This window comes from Flavobacterium panici, from assembly GCF_903819335.1.
Lineage (GTDB): Bacteria > Bacteroidota > Bacteroidia > Flavobacteriales > Flavobacteriaceae > Flavobacterium > Flavobacterium panici.
Window position 1 is genome coordinate 121,611 of record NZ_CAIJDE010000058.1, and the last position, 22,368, is coordinate 143,978.

At 35.0% G+C, this 22,368-nt stretch carries 14 protein-coding genes; 5 read left to right on the forward strand and 9 right to left on the reverse strand.

The window, feature by feature from the left end:
- Positions 1–2: 2 nt before the first annotated feature.
- The 5 genes from FLAPXU55_RS19000 to FLAPXU55_RS19020 form a co-directional block, all read right to left on the reverse strand.
- Positions 3–1,694, reverse strand: coding sequence for a RagB/SusD family nutrient uptake outer membrane protein (locus FLAPXU55_RS19000; RefSeq protein WP_180860268.1), 1,692 nt, complete (start codon positions 1,692–1,694; stop codon positions 3–5).
- Between the two features lie 14 nt (positions 1,695–1,708).
- Positions 1,709–4,810 (reverse strand): SusC/RagA family TonB-linked outer membrane protein, encoded by a 3,102-nt coding sequence (locus FLAPXU55_RS19005; protein WP_180860271.1) that lies wholly within the window; start codon positions 4,808–4,810, stop codon positions 1,709–1,711.
- A gap of 168 nt (positions 4,811–4,978) precedes the next feature.
- On the reverse strand, positions 4,979–6,595 hold the full coding sequence (locus tag FLAPXU55_RS19010; protein ID WP_053471261.1) for a glycoside hydrolase family 32 protein: 1,617 nt from the start codon (positions 6,593–6,595) through the stop codon (positions 4,979–4,981).
- The gene (locus tag FLAPXU55_RS19015) at positions 6,558–7,916 is read right to left on the reverse strand and encodes a sugar porter family MFS transporter (RefSeq protein ID WP_053471260.1); all 1,359 of its coding nucleotides are present in this window, start codon (positions 7,914–7,916) and stop codon (positions 6,558–6,560) included. Before FLAPXU55_RS19015 ends, FLAPXU55_RS19010 begins: the two co-directional genes overlap by 38 nt.
- 230 nt (positions 7,917–8,146) lie before the next feature.
- The gene (locus FLAPXU55_RS19020; RefSeq protein WP_180860273.1) at positions 8,147–10,885 is read right to left on the reverse strand and encodes a substrate-binding domain-containing protein; all 2,739 of its coding nucleotides are present in this window, start codon (positions 10,883–10,885) and stop codon (positions 8,147–8,149) included.
- A 1,525-nt stretch (positions 10,886–12,410) separates the two neighbouring features.
- On the opposite strand from FLAPXU55_RS19020, the gene FLAPXU55_RS19025 reads away from it, so the two are divergent.
- From FLAPXU55_RS19025 to FLAPXU55_RS19040, 4 genes are all read left to right on the forward strand, one after another.
- Positions 12,411–13,172, forward strand: coding sequence for a LytR/AlgR family response regulator transcription factor (locus FLAPXU55_RS19025; protein WP_180860276.1), 762 nt, complete (start codon positions 12,411–12,413; stop codon positions 13,170–13,172).
- 31 nt (positions 13,173–13,203) lie between these two features.
- Positions 13,204–15,441, forward strand: a complete 2,238-nt coding sequence (locus FLAPXU55_RS19030) for a PAS domain-containing sensor histidine kinase (RefSeq protein ID WP_053471257.1) — start codon at positions 13,204–13,206, stop codon at positions 15,439–15,441.
- Positions 15,426–15,830 carry a response regulator gene (locus FLAPXU55_RS19035; protein ID WP_035644045.1) on the forward strand — a complete coding sequence of 135 codons (405 nt, stop codon included), beginning with the start codon at positions 15,426–15,428 and terminating at the stop codon, positions 15,828–15,830. The genes FLAPXU55_RS19030 and FLAPXU55_RS19035 overlap by 16 nt, the downstream gene beginning before the upstream one ends.
- Before the next feature lie 638 nt (positions 15,831–16,468).
- A complete protein-coding gene (locus FLAPXU55_RS19040) occupies positions 16,469–17,284 on the forward strand; it encodes a T9SS type A sorting domain-containing protein (protein WP_053471256.1) in 816 nt (271 codons plus the stop codon).
- A 278-nt stretch (positions 17,285–17,562) separates the two neighbouring features.
- On the opposite strand, the gene FLAPXU55_RS19045 is transcribed toward FLAPXU55_RS19040, so the two are convergent.
- Positions 17,563–18,495: an NmrA family NAD(P)-binding protein gene (locus tag FLAPXU55_RS19045; RefSeq protein WP_053471255.1), complete on the reverse strand. Its 933-nt coding sequence runs from the start codon at positions 18,493–18,495 to the stop codon at positions 17,563–17,565.
- A gap of 71 nt (positions 18,496–18,566) precedes the next feature.
- Here FLAPXU55_RS19045 and FLAPXU55_RS19050 point away from each other — a divergent pair, with 71 nt between their 5' ends.
- Positions 18,567–18,917 carry a winged helix-turn-helix transcriptional regulator gene (locus FLAPXU55_RS19050; protein ID WP_035644047.1) on the forward strand — a complete coding sequence of 117 codons (351 nt, stop codon included), beginning with the start codon at positions 18,567–18,569 and terminating at the stop codon, positions 18,915–18,917.
- A gap of 409 nt (positions 18,918–19,326) precedes the next feature.
- On the opposite strand, the gene FLAPXU55_RS19055 is transcribed toward FLAPXU55_RS19050, so the two are convergent.
- From FLAPXU55_RS19055 to FLAPXU55_RS19065, 3 genes are all read right to left on the reverse strand, one after another.
- Positions 19,327–19,827 carry a response regulator gene (locus tag FLAPXU55_RS19055; protein WP_053471253.1) on the reverse strand — a complete coding sequence of 167 codons (501 nt, stop codon included), beginning with the start codon at positions 19,825–19,827 and terminating at the stop codon, positions 19,327–19,329.
- Positions 19,828–20,023: 196 nt separating this feature from the next.
- The gene (locus FLAPXU55_RS19060; protein ID WP_053471252.1) at positions 20,024–21,436 is read right to left on the reverse strand and encodes an SDR family oxidoreductase; all 1,413 of its coding nucleotides are present in this window, start codon (positions 21,434–21,436) and stop codon (positions 20,024–20,026) included.
- A 12-nt stretch (positions 21,437–21,448) separates the two neighbouring features.
- Positions 21,449–22,132 carry an SDR family NAD(P)-dependent oxidoreductase gene (locus tag FLAPXU55_RS19065; RefSeq protein ID WP_053471251.1) on the reverse strand — a complete coding sequence of 228 codons (684 nt, stop codon included), beginning with the start codon at positions 22,130–22,132 and terminating at the stop codon, positions 21,449–21,451.
- Positions 22,133–22,368: the final 236 nt, after the last annotated feature.

Sequence of the window (22,368 nt, forward strand, 5' to 3'; positions counted from 1 at the left end):
GATTAATAACCTGGATTCTGTTTGTACAATCCCTGGCTGAAATTAATTTGCTTCAACGGAATTGGGCAATATTCTTCTTTATGCGCATCAAAAAAAGCATCCTGATAATACGTACGTTTTGTTTTTTCTTTAGCATAAAAATCATTCATCACCTGATCTGTAATTCCCCAACGGACAAGGTCGAAGAATCGGCTTCCTTCCATTGCCAATTCTAAACGACGTTCCCAACGCAACGCTTTACGGGCAAAATCCTGCGTCCAGTTGCAATTGCTTCCGTCCACATAAGTATTGATTTTGAAATTACTCACATAAGGCAGTCGTCCTGTACTTTGTGCGGCTCTTTCTCTGATTTCATTGATCAACGGCAAAGCTTCAGATTGTCTTCCTAATTCAATCAAAGCTTCGGCACGCATCAAAATCACATCAGCATAACGAATCTGAATTCTATTTTTAGAATTTCCGTAAAACGGATCAATACTTACGACACAAGTGCAATTTGGAGCAACGTTTTCTTTTAAAGAAGCAAAATAGCCATACGTTCCCGGAGATCTTACCCAAGCTTCAACATATAGAAATTCAGGATCATATTTATATGGAAGACCAGGCATTGCAACAGTATGATACAATCTTGGATCAACTGTATTGGCATCAATATTTTTATAATCAAAATCTTCGTTGTTGTACGTGTCAAACTCAGGCAAACCATTTGCTCCGGTTTTAAAAGCATTCACTAAATTCTGGCTTGGCTTATGAAAATCGCAACAGCCTAAACCTTGCGGTGTAGAAAGAACATCAGAAAAATTCAATCTTCCGTAAAGCGTTCCATCGTTATCAGAAAACTGAATCGAGAAAATAGCTTCCGGTCCGTTTTCGTATGTTCCCGGTAAGAAGTTGTTGGCGAAATCCGGTTCCAAAGAAGCTTTTCCAATTACTTTATCCGTTGCTGCAATTACTTCCTGCAAATGCTGCTGACTGATTCCTGTAACTTTAAATGTTTCATCTTGCGTATAAGCCTGATACAATCTAGTTTTTGCCAAATACGCATAAGCTGCTTTTTTATTGGCGCGTCCAACTTCTGGTTGTGTGTCAGGCAAATTATCAGCCGCTGCTTGAAAATCTTCTGCGATTTTTTTCCAAAGTTCTTCATTTGAAAGTGCTTTGTTTGAAATCGTTTTATAATCTTCTACGGGAACATCTTCGGTAATATAAGGCACATTTCTGAACATGATTTTCAGCATAAAATAGAAATGTCCTCTTAAAAAACGCATTTCAGCCATACGTGTTTTCTTCAATGGATAATCGGCTTCTGAAATTTGTTCCAAAGCTTTCAACGCTTTATTGGCTCTTGAAACACCCACATAACTGATGTACCAGAAACTGTCCAACTCTCCAAAATCTGGACGGATATTATTTGAAACTTCAAAAAAATGAAAATCTTGGATATCATTTGTACCGCTTCCGCCTTTGTAGGCATCATCAGAACGAACATTTCCAAACGGCCATAAACTGTACGGAGAATCGTAATGATCATTTCCTAACTGTGCATAAGCTGCATTCATAAATCCTTCAACCGACTGCGGTGTAACAATATCTTCTTCTGACAACACACCACGCGGATCATTTTCTAAAAAATCGGAACAGGAAGCGAAGAAACCTATCGCTAAAAATCCTGCCATATATAATATTTTTTTCATTTTTAAATCTTTTATTATAAAGTAAAATTAAGACCTGCCGTAAAAGTTGTTGGCTGTGGATATCCAAAACCTGCATTTTCAGGATCAACTCCTGTGAAGCTTTTCGCATCAAGAATCAATAAATTTTGACCGCTGATATAAAACCTGAAACTTTCCATGCTTAGTTTTTTCAATAAATCTTTTGGCAGACTGTAGCCAAACTGTAAAACTCTAAGTTTAAGATAACTTCCGTTTTCTACATAATATGTTGAAAATCTTGATTCTGCATTTCTGTCTACTGTTGTCAATGCCGGAATAGTTGAATTTGGATTATCCAGAGACCAGGCATTCAGCAGGCGTGTTCCTTTATTGGACCCGACATCATCAACACTCCAAAAATCAGTCTGATATTTTGTATTGTTAATTACATCAACATCTGTTGCACCTTCCCAAAAAGTGGTAAAATCAAAGTTTTTATAAGACAAGTTTAAATTAATTCCATACAACAATCCCGGATTTGGATTTCCGATCCACGTGCGGTCTTTATCTGTAATTGTTCCGTCGCCATTTAAGTCTTTGTAACGAATTCTACCAAGTCCTTTTCCTTCCTGAATTGCAGAGTTGTCTACCTGATCCTGACTTGTAAACAATCCGTCAGTAACATATCCGTACATCGAATTAATTGGACGCCCTAAAATATTATCATCCAGTCCGTCGCCTCCGTAGTTGTTTTTTACTTCATCCGGTAATTGTGTAATCCTATTTTTGTTTGCCGAAATGTTTCCGGAAATATCATATTTCAATCCAAATGAAGTTTCATCATGATAGCCTAAAGAAAACTCCCAACCTTTGTTTTCCATAGAAGCACCGTTTACCCAACGGTTTCCTCCTTCGCCAATAACTCCTAAATAAGGCGGCAATACCAAAATATCATCTGTTTTCTTGATATAATAATCTATAGATCCGCTCAATTTTTGTTTGAATAAACCAAAGTCCAAACCAATATTGGTTTGTGTAGTAGTTTCCCATTTCAAATCATCATTTCCAGATTGCGTTGCAATAAAACCAGACGGAAGCAATCCGTTTCCGTTTCCTGCAATATCGTAAGCTGTTCCAAAAGAAGTTGCCCAAGTTGGGCTTCCGCCTGCGTAACTTGCCAGATAAAGCGAATAAACTGCTGTATTACTTATTTCCTGATTACCGGTTTGTCCCCAGCCTGCTCTTAATTTTAAGTCAGAAAAAACAGGGGCGTTGTTTTTAATGAAATTTTCGTTGCTGATTCTCCATCCTGCAGAAACTGCCGGAAATGTCCCGAATTGATTGTTTTTTCCAAAACGAGAAGAACCATCACGACGAATTGTAGCCGAAACCAAATAACGATTATCAAACTCGTAATCTGCTTTTCCAAAATAAGAAAGCAAAGAATATACAGTAGAAGTTCCGCTGGTAAACGATTCGCCTGTTCCTGCATCAGGATACATATAATCCGGCGTTTCGATCAAAAAGTCATTTTTACGCAACGTGTTTGTATCATAAGTATCTTTATACATCTCCGTTCCCGCCATCAAATTCAGATTGCTTTTTCCAAAGTTTAAACTATAAATTGCTGTATTCGTCCAAGTCCATTTATCACTTATTGACTGATCGATAGTTACAGAAGTCTGATCGTTTTGCAGATAACCCGATTTGTAGCTTCTTTGTAACGTGCGTTTTTTGTAAAAACCATAATCCATTCCGAAACTGGTTTTGATATGCAGATTTTTAATAATTTCCAAATCCGCGTAAGCGTTACCAAAAAGGCGCAAATAATCGTATTTGTTGTCTTTATTATATTCTAAAAGACGAACCGGATTTTGTCTGTCGTTCATTCCTCCAACCGGTCCTCCCCAACCAATTCCGTCAACAGTATGAACCGGAATAATTGGTAAAGCTCTAAGAGCAGGATCTAACACGCCCGGATCTGTTACTTCGTTCGTACGGTTTAAACTGAAGTTTTCTCCGATAACTAATTTGCCATCAAAATATTTATAAGAACTGTTCATTCTCGCAGAAATTCTTTCGAAATCTGTTGTTTTTACAACACCTTCATTTCCATAATAACCTAACGAGAAAACATAATTTCCTTTATCAGAAGCATTCGATACAGACAAATCATAAGAATTGGCAACTCCAGTTTGAGAAATTGCATCATACCAATCTGTATTTGAAGCTTTAATGGTTTGTTGTGCATCAAGATATTCCGGAACCAAAACTTTGTTCAATTGCGGTTTGTTGTTATTAACCGACCAGTCAAATTGATAACGCAAATTGTTATTATTCGGATTTAAACCGTCGTTAATATTTGCCTGCCAAAGTGCCTGCCCAAACTGGTTTGCATTTAACACATCTAACTTTCTTGAATAATCAGAAAAGGAAGCATAGGTACTGAAATTGATTCTCATTTTACCTTCTTTTCCTTTTTTGGTTGTAATGATAATGACACCGTTTGAAGCTCTGGAACCGTAAATACTTGCTGAAGAAGCATCTTTCAAAACCTGAATGGTTTCAATATCATTAGGGTTTAATTCATGCATTCCGGATTTTGTCGGCATTCCGTCAATTACATAAAGCGGATCTGTATTGTTCAGCGTCCCCACGCCACGAATCACCACTTTTGTATTTCCACCGCTTGGCGAACCATCAGACGATACTTTTACTCCGGCAATTCTTCCTTGTAAAGCTTTGATCGGGTTTGGCTCTGGCTGTTTCATGACTTCCTTCATGTTTACAACGGCAACTGCGCCTGTGATATCTGTTTTCTTTTGTTTAGAGTATCCTGTTACGACAACTTCATTTAGCTGGTTGTTATCTACTTTTAAAGTTACATTGATCATTTTTTGACCTTTAACAGGAATAGATTGTGGAGCATATCCTATAAAGGAAACTACAAGTACAGCATCTGGAGCAACATTTGGGAAGGAAAAATTCCCATCAAAATCGGTGACCGAACTGGTATTTGTTCCTGAAATAATTACTGTCGCTCCAGGAAGCGGCATTCCGTCATCAGACGAAATTACCGTTCCTTTTATTCCGTTTTCCTGTGCCATCATGAGCATTGGAAAAAAGAAAAATAGAAAATATAAAATCTTATTTCTCATAAATTTTGGTTTGATTAAGGTTATTTTAATAGTTAGTTATGTTTTACTGCCATTTCCCTGGCAGTTTTTTATTTTGCAAATAGATGTAACTAGCCTGAAAGAGATTATCCTTCTTACGGTTGTACGATTTGTTTTTGGATTGAATTAGAAAAATTCTATTCGATTTTCTTATTGCTTTTTATTGATGTCCAATACTTGAATAATCCCATTTTTTATTTCTATTTTCTGCTTTGAAGAAATAGTAAGGGCTGAAAATGGTTTGTTTAGGAAAAAGATTTCCGTCATTACTTTTTCGCCATTATTGTAGAATATTTCGATTGACGTTTTATCCAGAATAATTTTAAAAGCGGCACTTTTTTGGCTTCCTTCCAAAAATGCTTTGCTTACTGGTAAAGCAAACTTATCTGAGAAATCAGTTATACCAGCTTTAGAACGATCAATAAATAAGTAATTTTCTTTATTGTTTAAACCAAAACTTAAAGATTCTCCATTTGCATTAGAAAGTGTAAAAGTGTAATCTTCCTGTTTTAAGTTTTTTAAATCTAAACTAACAACTGTCTGAGTTAAATCTACTTTTCCGCTTTCAATTAAATTTAAAGTTCCTTTTCCGGTTTTACTTTTTGTTTTAATGGTTTTAGAAACATAATTATTGATTTCTTTTACCGGCGTGCTAACCAAATTATAATGGTTTTCTTTTTTAACCAATTTCAATTCGCGCGGAATTGTGGTACTGCTTCTCCATGTCGTTGTTGGAACCTGTTGTGCATATTCCCAGTTTGACATCCATCCGATAAATAAGCGTCTTCCGTCTAAAGTTGGAACATTATTCCACGTCACTCCGGCATAATTATCTTTTCCATAATCTGCCCAGACTGCTTTTTCATTATTTACTCTTTCAGCAAAAGTAGTGTCCATTGTAAATGTTTTTCCGTCAAAATCTCCAACAAAATATTGAACTCCGGAACCTCCGTTTGGCCCGCCCGGATTAAGGTTTACAATTAAAACCCATTTTGTTTCTTTTGTTCCTTCTACTTTTATTTCGAAGAAATCAGGACATTCCCAAACACCACCATGAGCACCAATATTTTTTCCAAATTCAGATGCAAATTCCCAGTCTTTCAGATTCGATGATTTGTAAAAATGAATTCGATCCTGTGCTGCCAAAGCCATAATCCATTGCTTATGAGTTTCATCCCAAGATACTTTTGGATCTCTAAAATCTCTAATTCCAGGGTTTTTCACGACAGGATTTCCTTCCTCAAATTTCTGCCATGTAAAACCGTTATCATTAGAAAAAGCAATATCCTGCTGTTCCACATCAATTTTGCCTGCTTTTTCCTTTGTCATATCATGCAACGTGTAAATTGCAACAATCGGAGCTGCTTTTCCGGTTCCTAAACCAGATATATTCTGAGTGTCGACAACAGCACTTCCTGAAAATATATATTTGTCCTTATCTGGGTAAAGCGCAATAGGCTGTTCTTCCCATTTAATTAAATCTTTAGAAATCGCATGTCCCCAATGCATTGGTCCCCATGTATTTCCATCAGGATAATGCTGATAAAACAAATGATAATAGCCATTGGCGAAGAACATTCCGTTAGGATCGTTCATCCAGCCTTTTTTTGGCGTAAAATGAAAATGTGGTCGATACATTTGTTCTTCCGCTGTGTTCGATACAGTTACGGCAGCAGTTTGTGCAGTTGCAGAAGACGGTTTTAATCCTACTATCGACAGTAAGGCAGCACTATAAAGAGCTAACGGCAGATGTTTCTTTGATTTCATTTTTGTGGTTATTTTTTTTAGTTAGTGTTTCGCTTAAAGCTTCTAAAGAGATTCCTTTTGTTTCCGGCATCAGAAAAATTACGAACAACAGTTGCAACACCATCATCAATGTAAAAATAAGGAATACAACTTCGGGTCCTATTTCTGAAAATAACATTGGAATTAAAGACGGAATAATTGCCGCTAGAACCCAATGTACTGAACTTCCAAATGCCTGTCCGGATGCACGAATATGATTTGGGAAAATTTCTGAAATAAAAACCCAAATGACCGCACCCTGACCAATTGCATGTGAAGCAATAAAAAGGAAAAGGAAAATAGGAACCGATAAACCTCCCCAATTGTAATAAAAAGAAGCCGATACTAATCCGAGTGAAATAATATACCCAACAGAACCAATGTACATTAACAACTTTCTTCCTAATTTGTCGATTAATGCCACACCAATTAAGGTGAAAATAAGATTTGTAACTCCAATTCCGATACTGCTTAACAACGCTGTATTTTGTCCTAAGCCGGCTTCTTCAAAAATTCTTGGCGCATAATATAGAAATGCATTAATTCCTGAAAACTGATTGAAAAAGGCAATTAAAAAAGCCAGAATCAATGGGAAACGATATTTCTTCATGAAAATATTTTCGTGTTTGGTAACACCGTTTTCACGGGAATCGTCGATTAAATCAGAAATATTTGCATACGGATCAATTGTATATAAAACTTTACGAGCTTCTTCGTCACGATTTTTCGACAAAAGCCATCTTGGACTTTCCGGAATTGTCAAAATAAACAGAATATAGATTAGAGAAGGAATTGCCTGAACTCCAATCATCCATCTCCATGCATTTTCGCCAATATCTTTTAAAAAGTAATTAGAGATAAAAGCAATCAAAATACCTAATACAATATTGAATTGATACAAAGCTACCAATCTTCCTCTTTTGTCTGCCGGAGCAATTTCTGATACATAAGCCGGAGCAGCAATAGTTGAAGCACCAACTCCTAAACCACCAACAAATCTGAAGGCAGCAAAAACAAACGGATCATTAGCAAAAGCGGCACCAATTGCAGAAGCAAAGTATAAAATACCAATCCAGAACAGCGTTTTTTTACGTCCTATTTTATTCGTTGGAATCCCTCCAAAAATAGCACCGACTACAGTTCCCCATAATGCCATTGCCATAACAACTGAACCATGAAAGGCATCTGACGAGTGCCACAGAAGCTGTAATTGTTTATCAGCTCCAGAAATAACTACGGTATCAAAACCGAAAAGAAAACCTGCCAGTGCAGCAGTAACAGACCAAATCAATATCTTATTCATTGTACATGTATTAAAAACTTGTCGCTAAGATATCTGCAAAAAAAACAACTTATTTTTAATGATGTTACAATTTATTTCTATAAATATTGATAGTTTAGCATTTTAAACTCAAAGCCTTTATTTACAAGGTTTTACGCAAATTAAAAAACTTTTACGAAAACCTTGTAGTTTCGATTTTGTTACATAACCTTCAAAATTGATACTTTAAAAGAAACAATTTCAAAGACAAATTAGCTTGACGTTTTGTATTCTTTAGGAGAAATTCCAAATTTATTCTTAAAAGCTGTAGAAAAATAGTTTGGAGAAGAGAAACCTAACGAGTAGGCAATTTCAGAAATATTCATTTCATTTGACTTCAAAAGCTCTGCTGCTTTCTCTAATTTGACATTATTAATATGATCGCTAATATTAATTCCGATAATTGCTTTCACTTTTCTATACAGCTGAACTCTCGAAACCCCAAGTTTATCCGCCAAATCCTCAACAGAAAACTTTGGATTCTCAACGTTCTTTTTAATAATATCATTCATTTTGGTAATAAATGACTGTTCCTGATTTCCAAACTTAGATTCAGGTTCAACTCGGTAAATATTATTGGTGTAATAATAACGTAGTTTTTCTCTGTTGAAAAGCAAACTCGATAGAGATTGTTTTAGAATTGAAAGGCTAAAAGGTTTTGTCAAATACTGGTCTACTCCACTCTGAAGTCCTTTTAAAACAGATTCTTTATTACTTTGCGCCGTTAGAATTATAATTGGAATATGTGACGAACGAAGATCTTTCTTTAGTTCTTTGCTGATTTCGTAACCATCTTTGTCTATCAAATTAATATCGCAGATAATAATATCCGGAATAATTTCCAACGCTTTTTCAATTGCATCGCTTCCGTCAGAATTGTAAACTAAATATTCATTCGAAAGTTTAGCTTTTAAAAAATTAACTAAATCTACATTGTCTTCAATAATTAGCAACGAATGTTTTTCAGCATCTGAACTCGTATTTGATTCTTTTAAATAAGGTTCTATGTTTAAATTGTCGGTAATTAAATTCGGAATACTGGTTAGGCCTTCGACTTTCTGAATAATTTCACCAGGTTGCAAATGACTGTTTCCTTTTAATAACGTAATCACAAATTCGCTGCCTTGTTTAGATTTCAGTTCAATAGTTCCCTGATGCAAAAGCACAAACTCTTTAGACAAATGCAAACCAATTCCGGAGCTGTTTTTATTATTATTTGAAGCCCTGAAAAAAGGATTAAAAACGTTAGACAATTCATTTTCCGGTATCCCAATTCCAGAATCTTTAAAACTAATTTTAACTGTGTTGTCGTGATTTTCGATAATCGAAATACTAATTTTTCCATTGTCTGGAGTAAATTTAAAAGCGTTTGAAAGCAAATTAAAATACACCTTATCCATGAGCTCCCTATCAATAAATAACTCTAGATTTTTGTTTTTACATATAAGTTGAAAATCGATATTTCTACGGGCAGCTTCACCTTTAAAATTAATCATCACTTCGTTGGTAAAATCAGAGATTTTAGTATTTGAAGCTCTTAAAGTAAATTTTTGTTCTTCAATTTTTCTAAAATCCAGCAATTGATTTATTAATCTGAGCAGTCGATTTGAGTTTTTATGGATTAGTTTTACTTCATCGATAAGAGCAGTGCCTTTAATTTTTTCGTTTTCAATCAAAGACTCTACATAACTCATAATTAAGGTTATTGGAGTTTTGAATTCATGTGAAAGTCCTGTAAAGAAATTCAATTTTGCTTCGTTGCTTCTCTGCGCTATTTTAGCCATTTCCTGAATTTCATTATTCTGATCAATTACAGTTTGATTAATTCTTTCAAGCTGTTTTTTCTTTCTTGAAATAGAAATCGTTGAATAAATGCTGTAAATCGTCAAACTCAAAATAATCACTAAGAAAAAACTTAGCAATCGAACCAGATTGTTCTGTGAAGCATATTCTCTTTCCTGAACTTTTATCGCTCCCTGCTGCGACTCAATAACTGTTTGCTGCTGATCGACTTTATCCATTTGATTTTCGATAATTTCAGCATTATTCTTGTCTATTACTATTGTATTGAGAATATTATTTTTAGCAATTGCTTCTTTATTGTACATTTTTAAGGCCAATTTCAACGCTTCATTTCCTCCTGTCGGATATAGAATTGTACCGTCTAAAACTCCGCTCTTCACCAATTCTATCCCCCCATTTACTGAATTTAGTCCATCAACACCAATAAATTTGATTTTCTTTTCTAATCCAACAGTTTTAGCAGTTTCCCAGGCGCTTAAAGCCATACGATCATTATGGGCAAAAATATATTCGATGTCAGGGTTTTGCAAAAGGATAGTTTTTAAAGGCTCTTTAACAGATTCTCCTTCCCAATTGCCATGAATAATATTATCGACTCTGAAATGTTTATTTTCATTGATAATCTGTTCAAAACCAAGACTTCGCTCGTATGCTGGTGAAGAACCGTTTGCTCCTGTAATTTCTATAATCTTACCTGACCCTTTACTATGCGAAATAATATATCGGGCAGCAATTCTTCCAATTTCAATATTATCAGCTCCAAGGTAGGCAGTATAGCTTTCTCCCTCGATTTTTCGATCTACAACAAGAACAGAAATTCCTGCCTTTATTGATTTTTCTACAACTGCAGTCAAAGGTTTAGATTGAATTGGAGATACAATAATAACATCAACTTTCTTAGATATAAACCCTTCAATATCTTCTATTTGTTTCTCAATATTGTTATTAGCGTCTTTTATAGTTAAATCTACTTCTGGTCGTAAGGAAGCTTCAATCTTCATTGAGCTGTTCATTTGTTTGCGCCAATCATCTGTAGTCATAGCCTGAGAAAATCCAACTTTTATTTTATCGTCCAGTTTTTGTTTGCAGGAAATTAAAGTTGATGATGCCAAAAAAAACAGCAAAATATATTTTACAGTGTGAAACATGAAATTATAAGTTTATGTAAATGAAAGTGAGTTTCGAAAATACCTTCTTAAACTAGTAACTTGCCAAAATAATTAGGAAGGATTATTTTGTTATGACAAGTAAGAAGTGCGTATATGATTGTAAAGATAAAATTAAACTTTTAAGTTTTAACAATGACACCTCATAATTTTCTCATTATTATAATCAACAAATTTTCTTTGCCAACATTTCAGTAAAGTTCAATGTAAAATCGTGGTAAAAGAGGTTAAAAAAACAACAAACGCAGGAATACGCGGGTTCCGTGCGTAAGGTTCCAATCCTGCTCTCCTCATTGCAATAAAATGCATAAATAATTATCTTCTAATTAGATTAAAGCGGTTTAAAAAGTCTAATATCCCGACCAAATTTTGATTTGAATAATCTCAAAATTATTATACAATTTTACAAAAAACTAACCCGTTCTCTTTACATAGTACCAAATTTTATTTTCAAGAATTTTGTAAAAAGCTATTACATCTTAATAAATTTAAATATACATATGTTTTAACAGTCTTATTTCTAGAATTTAACCCACTTTAACTTATAAATATGATCGGCTTGTAAATCCACTAAGGTCAACTTGACTGGATTCAAACCATTCATAAAATACTAAAAAATAAGGATCATGTACAAAAGTTGGGGATTAGGTAAAAAGATTAGATAAATACAATTCACTGCCCGAAGATTTAAAAACCTATACAAGCTGTACATCATTTCATCTACAATTAATCAAAGGAGAATTAAACATGCTAATAGATAAAATGTTGTTGCTTTTAGAAAAAAACCGGTTGACCATAGTTTTCTTTAGAATATTTTCAGAAACTATAATATTCACATTAACTCGCGGTCAACACAGCCAAATGGCCAGTTGATCACAATTAGCACTATTTTTTTCACCACCTACAAATTTTTGTTAAAGAGACAATAGTCCTATAAATGAAGTATTTTATCCTATAACTATCTCACTAACTGTATCTTATTTTGCAAAAGAAATAGAACTCCAAAAAAAGCATCAGCTTTATTTTAAACATTTCTATTTCATAAAAATAAAACAGAGTAATTAAACTAGAACGGAAATTAAATAATGCCAGAAAAATAAAGGGTCCATCTTTTCAGTCATATCATTAGTAACGTAAAATTGGTAACACAGAAACATCTAAATTATCATCTTCAATTTCATTAGAAGAGAAAGGGATCCTCGCTATTGAAGGATTGAGAATCACAATAGTTCCATTAGATTTTGGCGTTTTTGTTAACTGTCTTATAGTTTAAAAACAGCAACGATCCACAAATAACCGCCAATTTAAACACTTATACTCTTATTGGTTCATTTATTACTTTTCGATAAATCTAACAACTAAATTATAAAAGTATTACTAAATGTTCCTGTAATTTATCTTTCAAAATATGATATTCCATATATCAATAAACAATTAATAATCAACGCATTAATATCTGATTTTCAGAACTAAATTTTTGAATTGATAAATAAAAGTAAAAAAAACTATGACTCCTATTAATGCCGTAATCATATCTGAAGAAAAAGAGACTTTTCAAATCTTAAAAAAATTTGAAGAAGAAAATGCTATGATTATGGAAATAATTGGTAACGCAGATGGTATAAAACACGGAATGATTTTAATAAAAGAAAGAAAACCAGACCTTATCCTCTTAGATATTCATCTTAAGGATGATCTGTTTTTTGAAATGCTTGAACAATTGGAATTTAGCATTCCAAAAATTGTGTTTATATCAGCAAACAAGGATTATGCTGTTAGGGCCTTTAAACATGATGCTGTTGATTTTTTACTGAAACCAATTGATTTTAATTCCATAATAATGGCTATTTATAAAGTAATTAAAAGAAGGGAAATGGAACGCTCTTATCAGCATCAAAAAATTAACAATTTAAATATTTCAAACACTGTTAATCAAAAAAATGACTACGTTGCCGTTGCATCATTAGAAAAAATAGAACTCTTACCAATGTCAGAAATTATTTTTTGTAAGGCAGATGGAAAGTATACCGTTTTTATTCTACCCAACGGAACCAGTATAATGTCAAGCAGAAATCTGGGTGAATACAGTGCAATTTTGGATGACAATTATTTTTTTAGAATACATCATTCCTATATTATCAATCTACGTCATATTGTTAAAATTTCAAAAAAAGATGGGTATTTCTGCGAACTTTCGAATGGATCAGTTTTACCAGTTGCCAAAAGACGACAAGATGATTTTAATAAATTTATAAAACTTAAAGATTAAAATAATATAAGCTAAATATAATTACTAGCAAATGAATACCCATAATATTCCAGAAAACGATGCGGCAAAAAAGAAAAATAATAATACTCCTTATTATTTTGAAGAACCGTTACATGAACTTGCTAAAATTTTAGATTTTTCCATGGATCTAATTTGCTCTTGTGATGAAGAGGGAAGATTTGTATGGGTAAATAAAGCTTCAGAACGTATTTTAGGCTATACGCCTGAAGAATTAATTGGTAAAAAATGCCGTGATTTTATATTTCATGAGGATGCTAATATTCCTATAAACGAAAATATTGATTTTAGAAGCGAGACACACTTACCTATGTTTGAAAAAAAGTTCATACACAAAAATACAAGCATTATTTATTTGCAATGGTCTGCTGTACGGGATGATGTTAAAAAATTATCTTATTGCATAGGCAGAGATATTACTGAGAAAAAAAATATAGAAAAAGCAATTGAAATAGAAAGACTGCAATTCTTTAATATATATTCGCAGGCACCTTCCTATATGGGAATTTTAACTGGTCGCGACCATGTTTATGAATTGGCAAATGAACTTTATCTGCAATTAATTGATAAGAAGGATATTATTGGGAAGGCCGTCAAAGATGTTTTACCCGAACTTGAAACACAGGGAATTTTTGAAATTCTAGATAATGTATATCAAACAGGTGAAAGCTTTTCAGCTAATGAAATGCTCATAACATTTGATCGTTATAGCAACGGAAAACTAAAAGATGTTTACTTAAATTTTATTTTTCAGGCTCGAAGGGATGCTAATAATACTATTGACGGAATATTTATTTTTGGCAATGATGTAACAGAGCAGGTTCTATCGCGAAAAAAAATTGAAGAAAGCGAAAAAATGTATAAAGATCTAATCCATAAATTGCCAGTTGCCACCTACTCTTGCGATGCTGAAGGACGAATAGTGCTTTATAATAAAGCTGCAGCTGCGTTATGGGGCAAAGAGCCTGAACTAGGAAAAGATGTATGGTATAATTCATGGAATTGTACGGACAATAAGGAAATAATTATAGAACGCCCTAATGGAGATAAACGCAATGTATTGCCTTATCCAGTTCCGTTTCACAATACTGATGGTGAGATAACAGGAGCCGTTATTGTACTTTCTGATATTACAGAAATGAAATTGGCACAAAAAGAACTGAGAAAAAGTGAAAAAAAATACCGGTATCTTTTTGACAACAATCCCATGCCAATGTGGATTATCGATTTAGTGTCTTTTAAATTTCTGGATGTAAATAAAATGGCAATTCTGCAATACGGATACAGCCGTGAAGAATTCCTTTCTATGACTGCTTTGGACATACGTCCAAATGATGATAAAATCCATTTCATAAAATCGAGTGATACTTCAAATATTAATCAATCAAATTATAACAGGGGAATATGGAATCATATAAAAAAAGATGGAACTATTGTTCCAGTTGAAATTATTGCCCATAATATTGTATATGAAGGAACTGCAGCAAGATTGATTCTCTCTAATGACATCTCTGATCGTAAAAAAGCAGAAACAAATCTGGAAAAAAGAAATCGGGAACTCATCAAAACCAATTCGGAACTGGATCGATTTGTATACAGTGTATCACACGATCTGCGTTCCCCCCTAACTTCAATTCTTGGTCTGATCTCTTTTATTGAAACAGAAAGCAAGGAAATTGATACGCTTAAACATGCCGAACTGATACGGATCAGTATCAATCGTCTGGATGACTTTATAAAAAACATTTTAAGTTATTCACGAAATAACCGTACAGGGCTTGAAGTGGAACAAATTTCGCTGAAAGAAATGATACTTGACATAGTAGATTCGCTTCAAAGAATGAAAGAAGCAAAAGGAATTCGTTTTGAAATTGAAATACAAGAACAAAAACCTTTTTATACAGACAGGCTGCGATTTACAACCATTCTAAAAAATCTAATTTCCAATGCCATAAAATACCATAAAAAAGAGAATGCTGACAGATTTGTAAAAATATTGGGATATTCAGATCATGAAAATCTCCATTTTTCAATAGAAGATAACGGGATAGGAATTGATGCCGCGTATCATAAAAAAATATTTGAAATGTTTTTTCGTCTTTCGGGCAAAGATGGCTCTGGTATTGGTTTATATATCGTAAAAGATGCCGTAGAAATAGTGCAGGGCTCTATAGAGGTACAGTCAGAAAAAGGGACTGGAACCAAATTTAATATCACACTAAAAAATTTGAAACCATGTCAAAAGAACTAGACTCAAAATTTGAAACAGTAATGATTATTGATGATAATCTCGTAGATTTATATATTATCTCGCGTATGATCACTAAGAATAATTTTGGAAAAAATGTGCTGCATTATACGGAGGCACAAGAAGCAATGAAATATTTGCAGGAGAATCAGGATAATATTTCGAAATTACCTCAAATCATTTTTGTAGACATCTACATGCCTTTAATGTCTGGATTTGAATTTCTGGAAGCATATGAGACATTATCAACTAACTTGAAAAATTATTGCAAAACCTACATCGTATCCTCAACAATAGATAATGAAGATATCGCACGATCAAGCAATAATAAGAATGTGGTTTCTTTTCATGTTAAACCGCTTACCAAAGAATTTCTTGACCGAATTATTTAGGAATAATTACTTTAAATATTACTTCCAATAATTCAATCAAACCAAATCAGTATTTTATACTTCACCACTAAGCTGGCACTATCTCAGTGATTTTAATAATTACTACAACTGTTGTTTTTAAGTGTGCCCCACTTCCATAACGGATTAATATATTGATTCTTAAAATTTAAATCAGAAATTCAGCATAACAAATTAGCAGAATTTTAAAAATCAGGTATGCTGGTTTTTGTTGCTCCTTTTATAATTTTCAGCATTATAGTTTTCCTTCATTAAACGGTTATACCGTATAGCTGTCAGTTATTACTTCTCCCTTTTACATTAAAAGGCATTCTAGTTAATTTGTATATAAGCTTTTAAAATCAATGCCTTGTAAAACGTCAATTTTTTTTTGCGTAATAAACTGTTATCAAAATAATGAAAAAAACTAACTTTCTATTTCATTTTTCTTATTCGAATAATACCTCATTCAACAAATCTACCTTCCCCAGGTTTACCCGATGAATCAGTTAAAGCTCCTATTGACTCAATGCTTTTTTTACTATTTACAGGAGGTATCGGATTTGATAGTTATCATTTTAAAAAGAAATAGACTTTAAATTTAAAATGCGCCATAGTATTATAATTTAAACCAAAAGAATATGAAAAAAACTTTACTATTAATCTCTGTTTTGCTTTCTTTTCAATGTTTTTCACAAATACATATTAGTGCCAATACACCTATCTATAATGGTAATGGTGACAATTATGATGGACCGCCTCCCCCGCCTCCCCTAATTCCTTATTTTAAGCTCAATACTATAATAAACGATGAGTTTACAAGAGAGCTTAAATTAGTTTTTGCTTATGAAGCAACAGACGGCGTCGATAGTAATTTCGATGTAAAAAATATGGATGGAGATTATCCTCAGGACATTTCTTTCTGGATTGAAGACGGAGATTACGTAATTCAGGGACTCAGTTTCAATTTATTCAAAAGAATTCCACTCTCTGTAAAAGCAGCTGTAAGTACAAAATTTAAATTTTACATATCTGAAAATGACGGCTTTGATGATAGACAGCCAATTTATATATACGATGCACTTGATGGGTCTTACCATGATATTAGAAACACCCCATATCAAGTTGTAGTTGCACCCGGAAAAGATACAGAACGATTTAAAATAAGCTTTACTAATAATACAACGTTGGCAACAAATAATGCAGTCAGAGGCATTTTTTTTATTAGTCAGGACAATAAAAACCAGGTTTTAAATGCCACAAATCCAAATAATGAAATTATGAAATCATTTGAGCTTTATGATATTCTTGGAAGGACTGTTATTTCAGAAGATAATTTAGGCACCCAACAAAACTTTAGCTTTTCAACTTCAGGGTTAAGTGCCGGGATATACATCGCAATATTCAAAGCGGCCGATGGTGCAAATATCACTCAGAAAATCATTATTTCTAATTAGAGTAATTAAAAATTCAGTATAACAATAATCAGTTAGGAGCCTGTTTTTTTTGAAAGCTAAATATCAGTTAACTGAAATTTTACGATTTATTGAAATTGCCCTCACATACTTATACTTTTTAGAAATATTTCTGTGCTGTTATAAAACTGCAATACATTGAAAAAATAAAATATTATTTTTTAATTTAACTAAATGAGTTAAAAATTGTCAAATCACAGGGCAATAAAATCTATGCAAAAAAACTTTTATACCTACATTTTTACACCTAATAATTGGATTTATTTTAGATTATTGTATACTCTCTGGAGAAGGGATTTATTCCTCTCCAAGTAAGTTTTTAGCGATTCAGGCTCAATTCCTAAACCTGCTGCTTCTTGAGGGTCAACTTTATACCCTTCCACATTCTGCCAGATAAAAGCTTCGGTCCCCCATTTAAACAACCCGCTGTCGGTGGCTTGCTCATCCGTTATACTAATGGCCTCAAATTGCTTACCAGTAACGCTTGAAAGCGCATCTGCAACCTCTCCCATTGTAAGTGAATCTCCCACAATAGCGAATTCTTTCTTGTTGAATTTGTCAGGCTCTGCAAATGCCTCAGCTGCAAAACGACCAATATCTTCAGGAGACACCCAGTCTATTTTTGTATCCGGCGCAGTTGGACTCATTATTTTACCCTCCGAAATAGTAGGAAACATCCACTCATTTTTAGGAGGAAGCAGGTTTACCATGATAAACGGAGGTTTTATGATTGTCCAGAAGGTAAATCCGGCATCTTTAACAACGTTTATAGCTGCAGCTTTCTCTTCCCAGTAAAGCGGCTCCCATCTGCTTTTATCCCAGTCCGCAAAGTTTTGATGATCTCCCGCGCGGGCAACAGAGGTGTGAACTATCTGCTGAATCCCAGCGGCTTTTGCTGCAGCAACCAGATTTTTTGCATGTCTAGTTTCCTCTCCCTTATTTCCAGGATGGGACCCCATTTGCATCGAGAATACGCCTGTTGCACCTTTAGCGGCTTCAGTCAGACTTTCTAAATCATCGAACGTCGCTTCAGCTAATTCAACATTCCTTGCAGCGAGTGCTTTTGCAGCTTCACTGTTCTTATTTCGTACAATAGCCCTCACCGCTATATTTTTAGCTAATAATGCTTCAATCACTGCTCCTCCCTGAGTACCTGCCGCGCCAGCTACCATTATTAATGATTTATCTTTCATATTTTTATAATTTAATTTTTTTGTAAATTTACGCCGTAATTGGTTTACAAAAGATACCAGTTACCTAAAGGATGCCAGATATACAAAAAGATAATTCAGAAAATGCACAGCAGATCAAGCATTTGCAGGATGCCCTATACGTGATAAGCGGGAAATGGAAACTCCCCATATTGACAGCTGTGCACCAGGGTAACAGCCGATTCCGTGACATACAGAGGAGTGTGAACGGCATCACAAGCAAAGTACTGTCAAAGGAACTTAAAGAACTGGAACTAAACAAGCTCATTTTGCGCAGGGTCTATGATGACTCACCTCCGACCGTTGAGTATACAGCTTCGGTGTATTGCGATACGCTGCACAATATGATCTCCGAAATGATTGAGTGGGGTAAAAACCACCGTGACAAGATCAGGGAAGTTTAATAAATAATAGGACTGCTTTGATGTTAGAGATAATGCCGCCATATGCTCTTTTAGAAATTATAAGTATAAGGTCTTACATCAGCATATTATTTACAGTCAAAGTTTTGTATTAAAATCATTTCCAAAAAAATAGATACGCCCTTTCCCTATTAGCTCCGATAGCAGTGAAAATCCTTTTGTGCTGGTGTTCGGTGCAAAAGATTGCTTCGCCAGTTCGCTGCGCTCGGGTGGAACGTATAGTGGAAAGAGCTCCAAAAAATAATATCATATAAAATTGACCCTGGATACTATAGACCGGGTTTTCGACAGCCCGAAGTTTTATAAAGTTCCCTGCGCAGCCTGAAACTAAATTAGCCAAATCAGTTATATGAACGCGCAAGGTCAAACACGCAGACTAAAAAGCAATCCTTTACCCCTTTCCGACATTCTTTTCCGAAACAAAAAATAAATTTCTCACCGGACCCAATAAGGCTTTTGCCCAGTGCAGAAGAAAGACTTTTTTCAGCAGCAGCACAAAAGCGTTAAAAGAATTTGGTTTCTGCACATAAAGGTCTGCCCCTTTAGCAAAGGCATCTTCAATATCGGCAGGATGATCCCAGGTGGAGAGCATAACGGTGGGAATGCCACGAAGATCATCGTCTTTCTTTATTTCTTCCAGCGCCTTTTTGCCCCCTTTAACGGGCATATTGACATCTATAAAAATAATATCGGGATCGCTCTGAGATTCATCCCTGAGCGTATCGAGGAGCTCCTGCCCATTTTCAACGGTCGTTACCTCAGAAGCAATCTGCGCTTCATCCAGGGCATCGATGAATAATTCCTGGTCTTCGGTATCATCCTCGGCCAGCAGAATTTTTATCGGCTCTTTTTCTTTTGGGCTTTCAGCATCCGGATTCTCAGCACTTATCATATTGAAGCGGTTTTATAATTTCCAAATGTACTAAAAATGCCCAAATGAAATTATGCCGTACAAAATTAATGGTCAAAGGATCTCATTTTACAAACCCTTTTAAACTGCGGAATATTGAAAACAGCATTATGCCAGTACAATATACCCCCTGCTGTAAAATAATCCACAGGCTAAGCCCATGTTATCCGACAATCCCTTAAATTAGTTTTTTAAGCATGCCGTTAAATATAAATCCATGAAACGGCAGCACGGCATACCAGTATAGTCTTCCCATAAGCCCGCGGGGCTTAAAAGTGGCCGCCTGATATAAGGTATTGTTGATTATTTTAAATTCCAGCCAGGCTTCGCCGGGAAGTTTCATCTCGGCATATAAAACCAGTTTGCCCTGCTTTTTATCGGCGTATACAACCCTCCAGAAATCCAGCGCATCCCCTGCATGTATTTCCTTTTTATGTGTCCTTCCCCTCCTTGTGCCTACACCGCCAAAAATCTTATCGATGAACCCGCGCAGCTCCCAAAGCCAATCGGCATAATACCATCCTGTGTCCCCACCTATGGACCAGATCCGTGCGATGGTATATTCCCTGTTTATAATTGTTCTTTTTCTTCTGTCAATATAACAGCCTCTTTTTGGAACCTTTAAATATTGAGAAACATTTCCTCTAAATTGCCCGCTTACTTGTGAATCTTTCCAGCTCGAAATAATATCATCATCACTGATCTTTTTCAAAGCCCTTTCTAAAGCCTGCCGGTAAGAGATCGGTGTAACTCCCAGTAAATTATTAATTCTGTTATCTCCGCAGATGACTTCCACTTTCATGCTGCTAACCAGCGCCGAGGCCAGCTTAAAAGAAGTTGACGTCACAAAATACAGCCAGTAAGACGATAATTTCGGGGTCATCACCGGTACGGTGTAAATGTATCTTTGGAGTTTTTTTACTCTGGCAAACTCCAGCAGCATTTCCTTGTAGGTCAAAATATCAGGTCCCCCGATATCAAAACTTTCATTATAAACTGCCGGGTTTAACAGCGAGCGGATTAAAAATTCCAAAACATCGCTGATGGCAATCGGCTGGCATTTTGTATTGAGCCATTTAGGGGTAACCATAATGGGCAGTTTATCCACCAGATCGCGTATTATTTCAAAAGAGGCGCTTCCTGATCCTACTATTATTCCCGCCCGAAGTACAGTTAACGGCACTGCTGCGGTCTTTAAAATATCTTCCACCGCCTTTCTTGATGATAAATGTTTGGATAGTGATTTATCATTTACAATTCCGCTGAGGTAAATAATCTGTTTTGCATTTGTCTGGTTTATTTTTTCAATGAAATAATGTGCCGAAATGCTTTCCAATTCATCATAATTGGAAGCGCCGGACATGGAATGGATCAGGTAATAAGCTGCATCTATATCATCAGGGATATTTTTAAGACTTTCCGGATCCAGAAAATCAGCTTCAATGACCTGTATTTTATTTTTAAACTGTTCAGGAAAATAAAACCTGTTTTTATCCCGGACGCAGCAGACCACCTCATTTCCGTGGTCCAACAGCAAGGGCAGCAGCCTCTTGCCGATATAACCTGTAGCACCTGTTAATAGAATTTTCATCTCTGAGCTGTTTTACAATTTAAAGCTTACCAAACCATAATCCATCGCGAAAATCTGGCCTGAAATTGATGCTGCATCTTCAGAAATAAGATACCCTGCCATACGGGCCACCTCTGCGGGCTTGAGGTAATTTTTCAAGGGGTGGCGCTCGATCATATTTTCTTTCATACGGTCGTTTCTTAAAATAGATCCCGACAAAGAAGTCTCTGTAATAGTCGGGGCAATACCATTGATACGAATTAACGGGGCAAGTTCGGCACCTAGCGATTTAACCAGACCCTCTACTGCTGCCTTAGAGGCCGCAATACTGGAGTGAAAAGGCATTCCGAGCTTTGCCGCAACGGTACTGAATAAAACAATAGAAGGGTTTTCCCCTTTCTTTAACGCAGGCAGATAATGCTGAATCACTTTGACGGCACCCATCACGTTAATTTCAAAATCTTTTCTGAAATCATCCAGGCTTAAGCCCAGAATGGGTTTGAGGTTTATGGACCCCGGACAATACACCAGGGCATCTATACTTTCAAATTCAGGCAAAGCATCACGGAGCACATCAACTGAAAAATGAATTAAATTTGGATGAGTAATATCGGGAGCTGTCCTGCTGATATTGATTACCTTATAATTTTCCAGCTGCTGCACTAAAACACCATTACCGATTCCTTTACTGCCGCCAACAATTACAATAGTTTTCATTTTTTTAAAGATTTAGAATTAAAGAACCGTTCTGATTGTTTCTGCTATGATTTTCAAGAAAATAAGATATTATTTATTAAATATCAAAAAGACCAAAGGGGTATTTCATATAAGATAATATCTTAATGTTAAAGATAATAATTGTTTAACTATTTTTAATAAATATTAAACAAATTAAAAACTATTTTATTTAACTTCGCTATGCTCTCCTTAATTCCCTATTGGGAATCCCTCAA

What these genes read in the sequence shown, in the direction of transcription:
- FLAPXU55_RS19000 (WP_180860268.1), bottom strand. Translation starts at nt 1,694, where the DNA reads ATGAAAAAAATATTATATATGGCAGGATTTTTAGCGATAGGTTTCTTC.
- FLAPXU55_RS19005 (WP_180860271.1), bottom strand. Translation starts at nt 4,810, where the DNA reads ATGAGAAATAAGATTTTATATTTTCTATTTTTCTTTTTTCCAATGCTC.
- FLAPXU55_RS19010 (WP_053471261.1), bottom strand. Translation starts at nt 6,595, where the DNA reads ATGAAATCAAAGAAACATCTGCCGTTAGCTCTTTATAGTGCTGCCTTA.
- FLAPXU55_RS19015 (WP_053471260.1), bottom strand. Translation starts at nt 7,916, where the DNA reads ATGAATAAGATATTGATTTGGTCTGTTACTGCTGCACTGGCAGGTTTT.
- FLAPXU55_RS19020 (WP_180860273.1), bottom strand. Translation starts at nt 10,885, where the DNA reads ATGTTTCACACTGTAAAATATATTTTGCTGTTTTTTTTGGCATCATCA.
- FLAPXU55_RS19025 (WP_180860276.1), top strand. Translation starts at nt 12,411, where the DNA reads ATGACTCCTATTAATGCCGTAATCATATCTGAAGAAAAAGAGACTTTT.
- FLAPXU55_RS19030 (WP_053471257.1), top strand. Translation starts at nt 13,204, where the DNA reads ATGAATACCCATAATATTCCAGAAAACGATGCGGCAAAAAAGAAAAAT.
- FLAPXU55_RS19035 (WP_035644045.1), top strand. Translation starts at nt 15,426, where the DNA reads ATGTCAAAAGAACTAGACTCAAAATTTGAAACAGTAATGATTATTGAT.
- FLAPXU55_RS19040 (WP_053471256.1), top strand. Translation starts at nt 16,469, where the DNA reads ATGAAAAAAACTTTACTATTAATCTCTGTTTTGCTTTCTTTTCAATGT.
- FLAPXU55_RS19045 (WP_053471255.1), bottom strand. Translation starts at nt 18,495, where the DNA reads ATGAAAGATAAATCATTAATAATGGTAGCTGGCGCGGCAGGTACTCAG.
- FLAPXU55_RS19050 (WP_035644047.1), top strand. Translation starts at nt 18,567, where the DNA reads ATGCCAGATATACAAAAAGATAATTCAGAAAATGCACAGCAGATCAAG.
- FLAPXU55_RS19055 (WP_053471253.1), bottom strand. Translation starts at nt 19,827, where the DNA reads ATGATAAGTGCTGAGAATCCGGATGCTGAAAGCCCAAAAGAAAAAGAG.
- FLAPXU55_RS19060 (WP_053471252.1), bottom strand. Translation starts at nt 21,436, where the DNA reads ATGAAAATTCTATTAACAGGTGCTACAGGTTATATCGGCAAGAGGCTG.
- FLAPXU55_RS19065 (WP_053471251.1), bottom strand. Translation starts at nt 22,132, where the DNA reads ATGAAAACTATTGTAATTGTTGGCGGCAGTAAAGGAATCGGTAATGGT.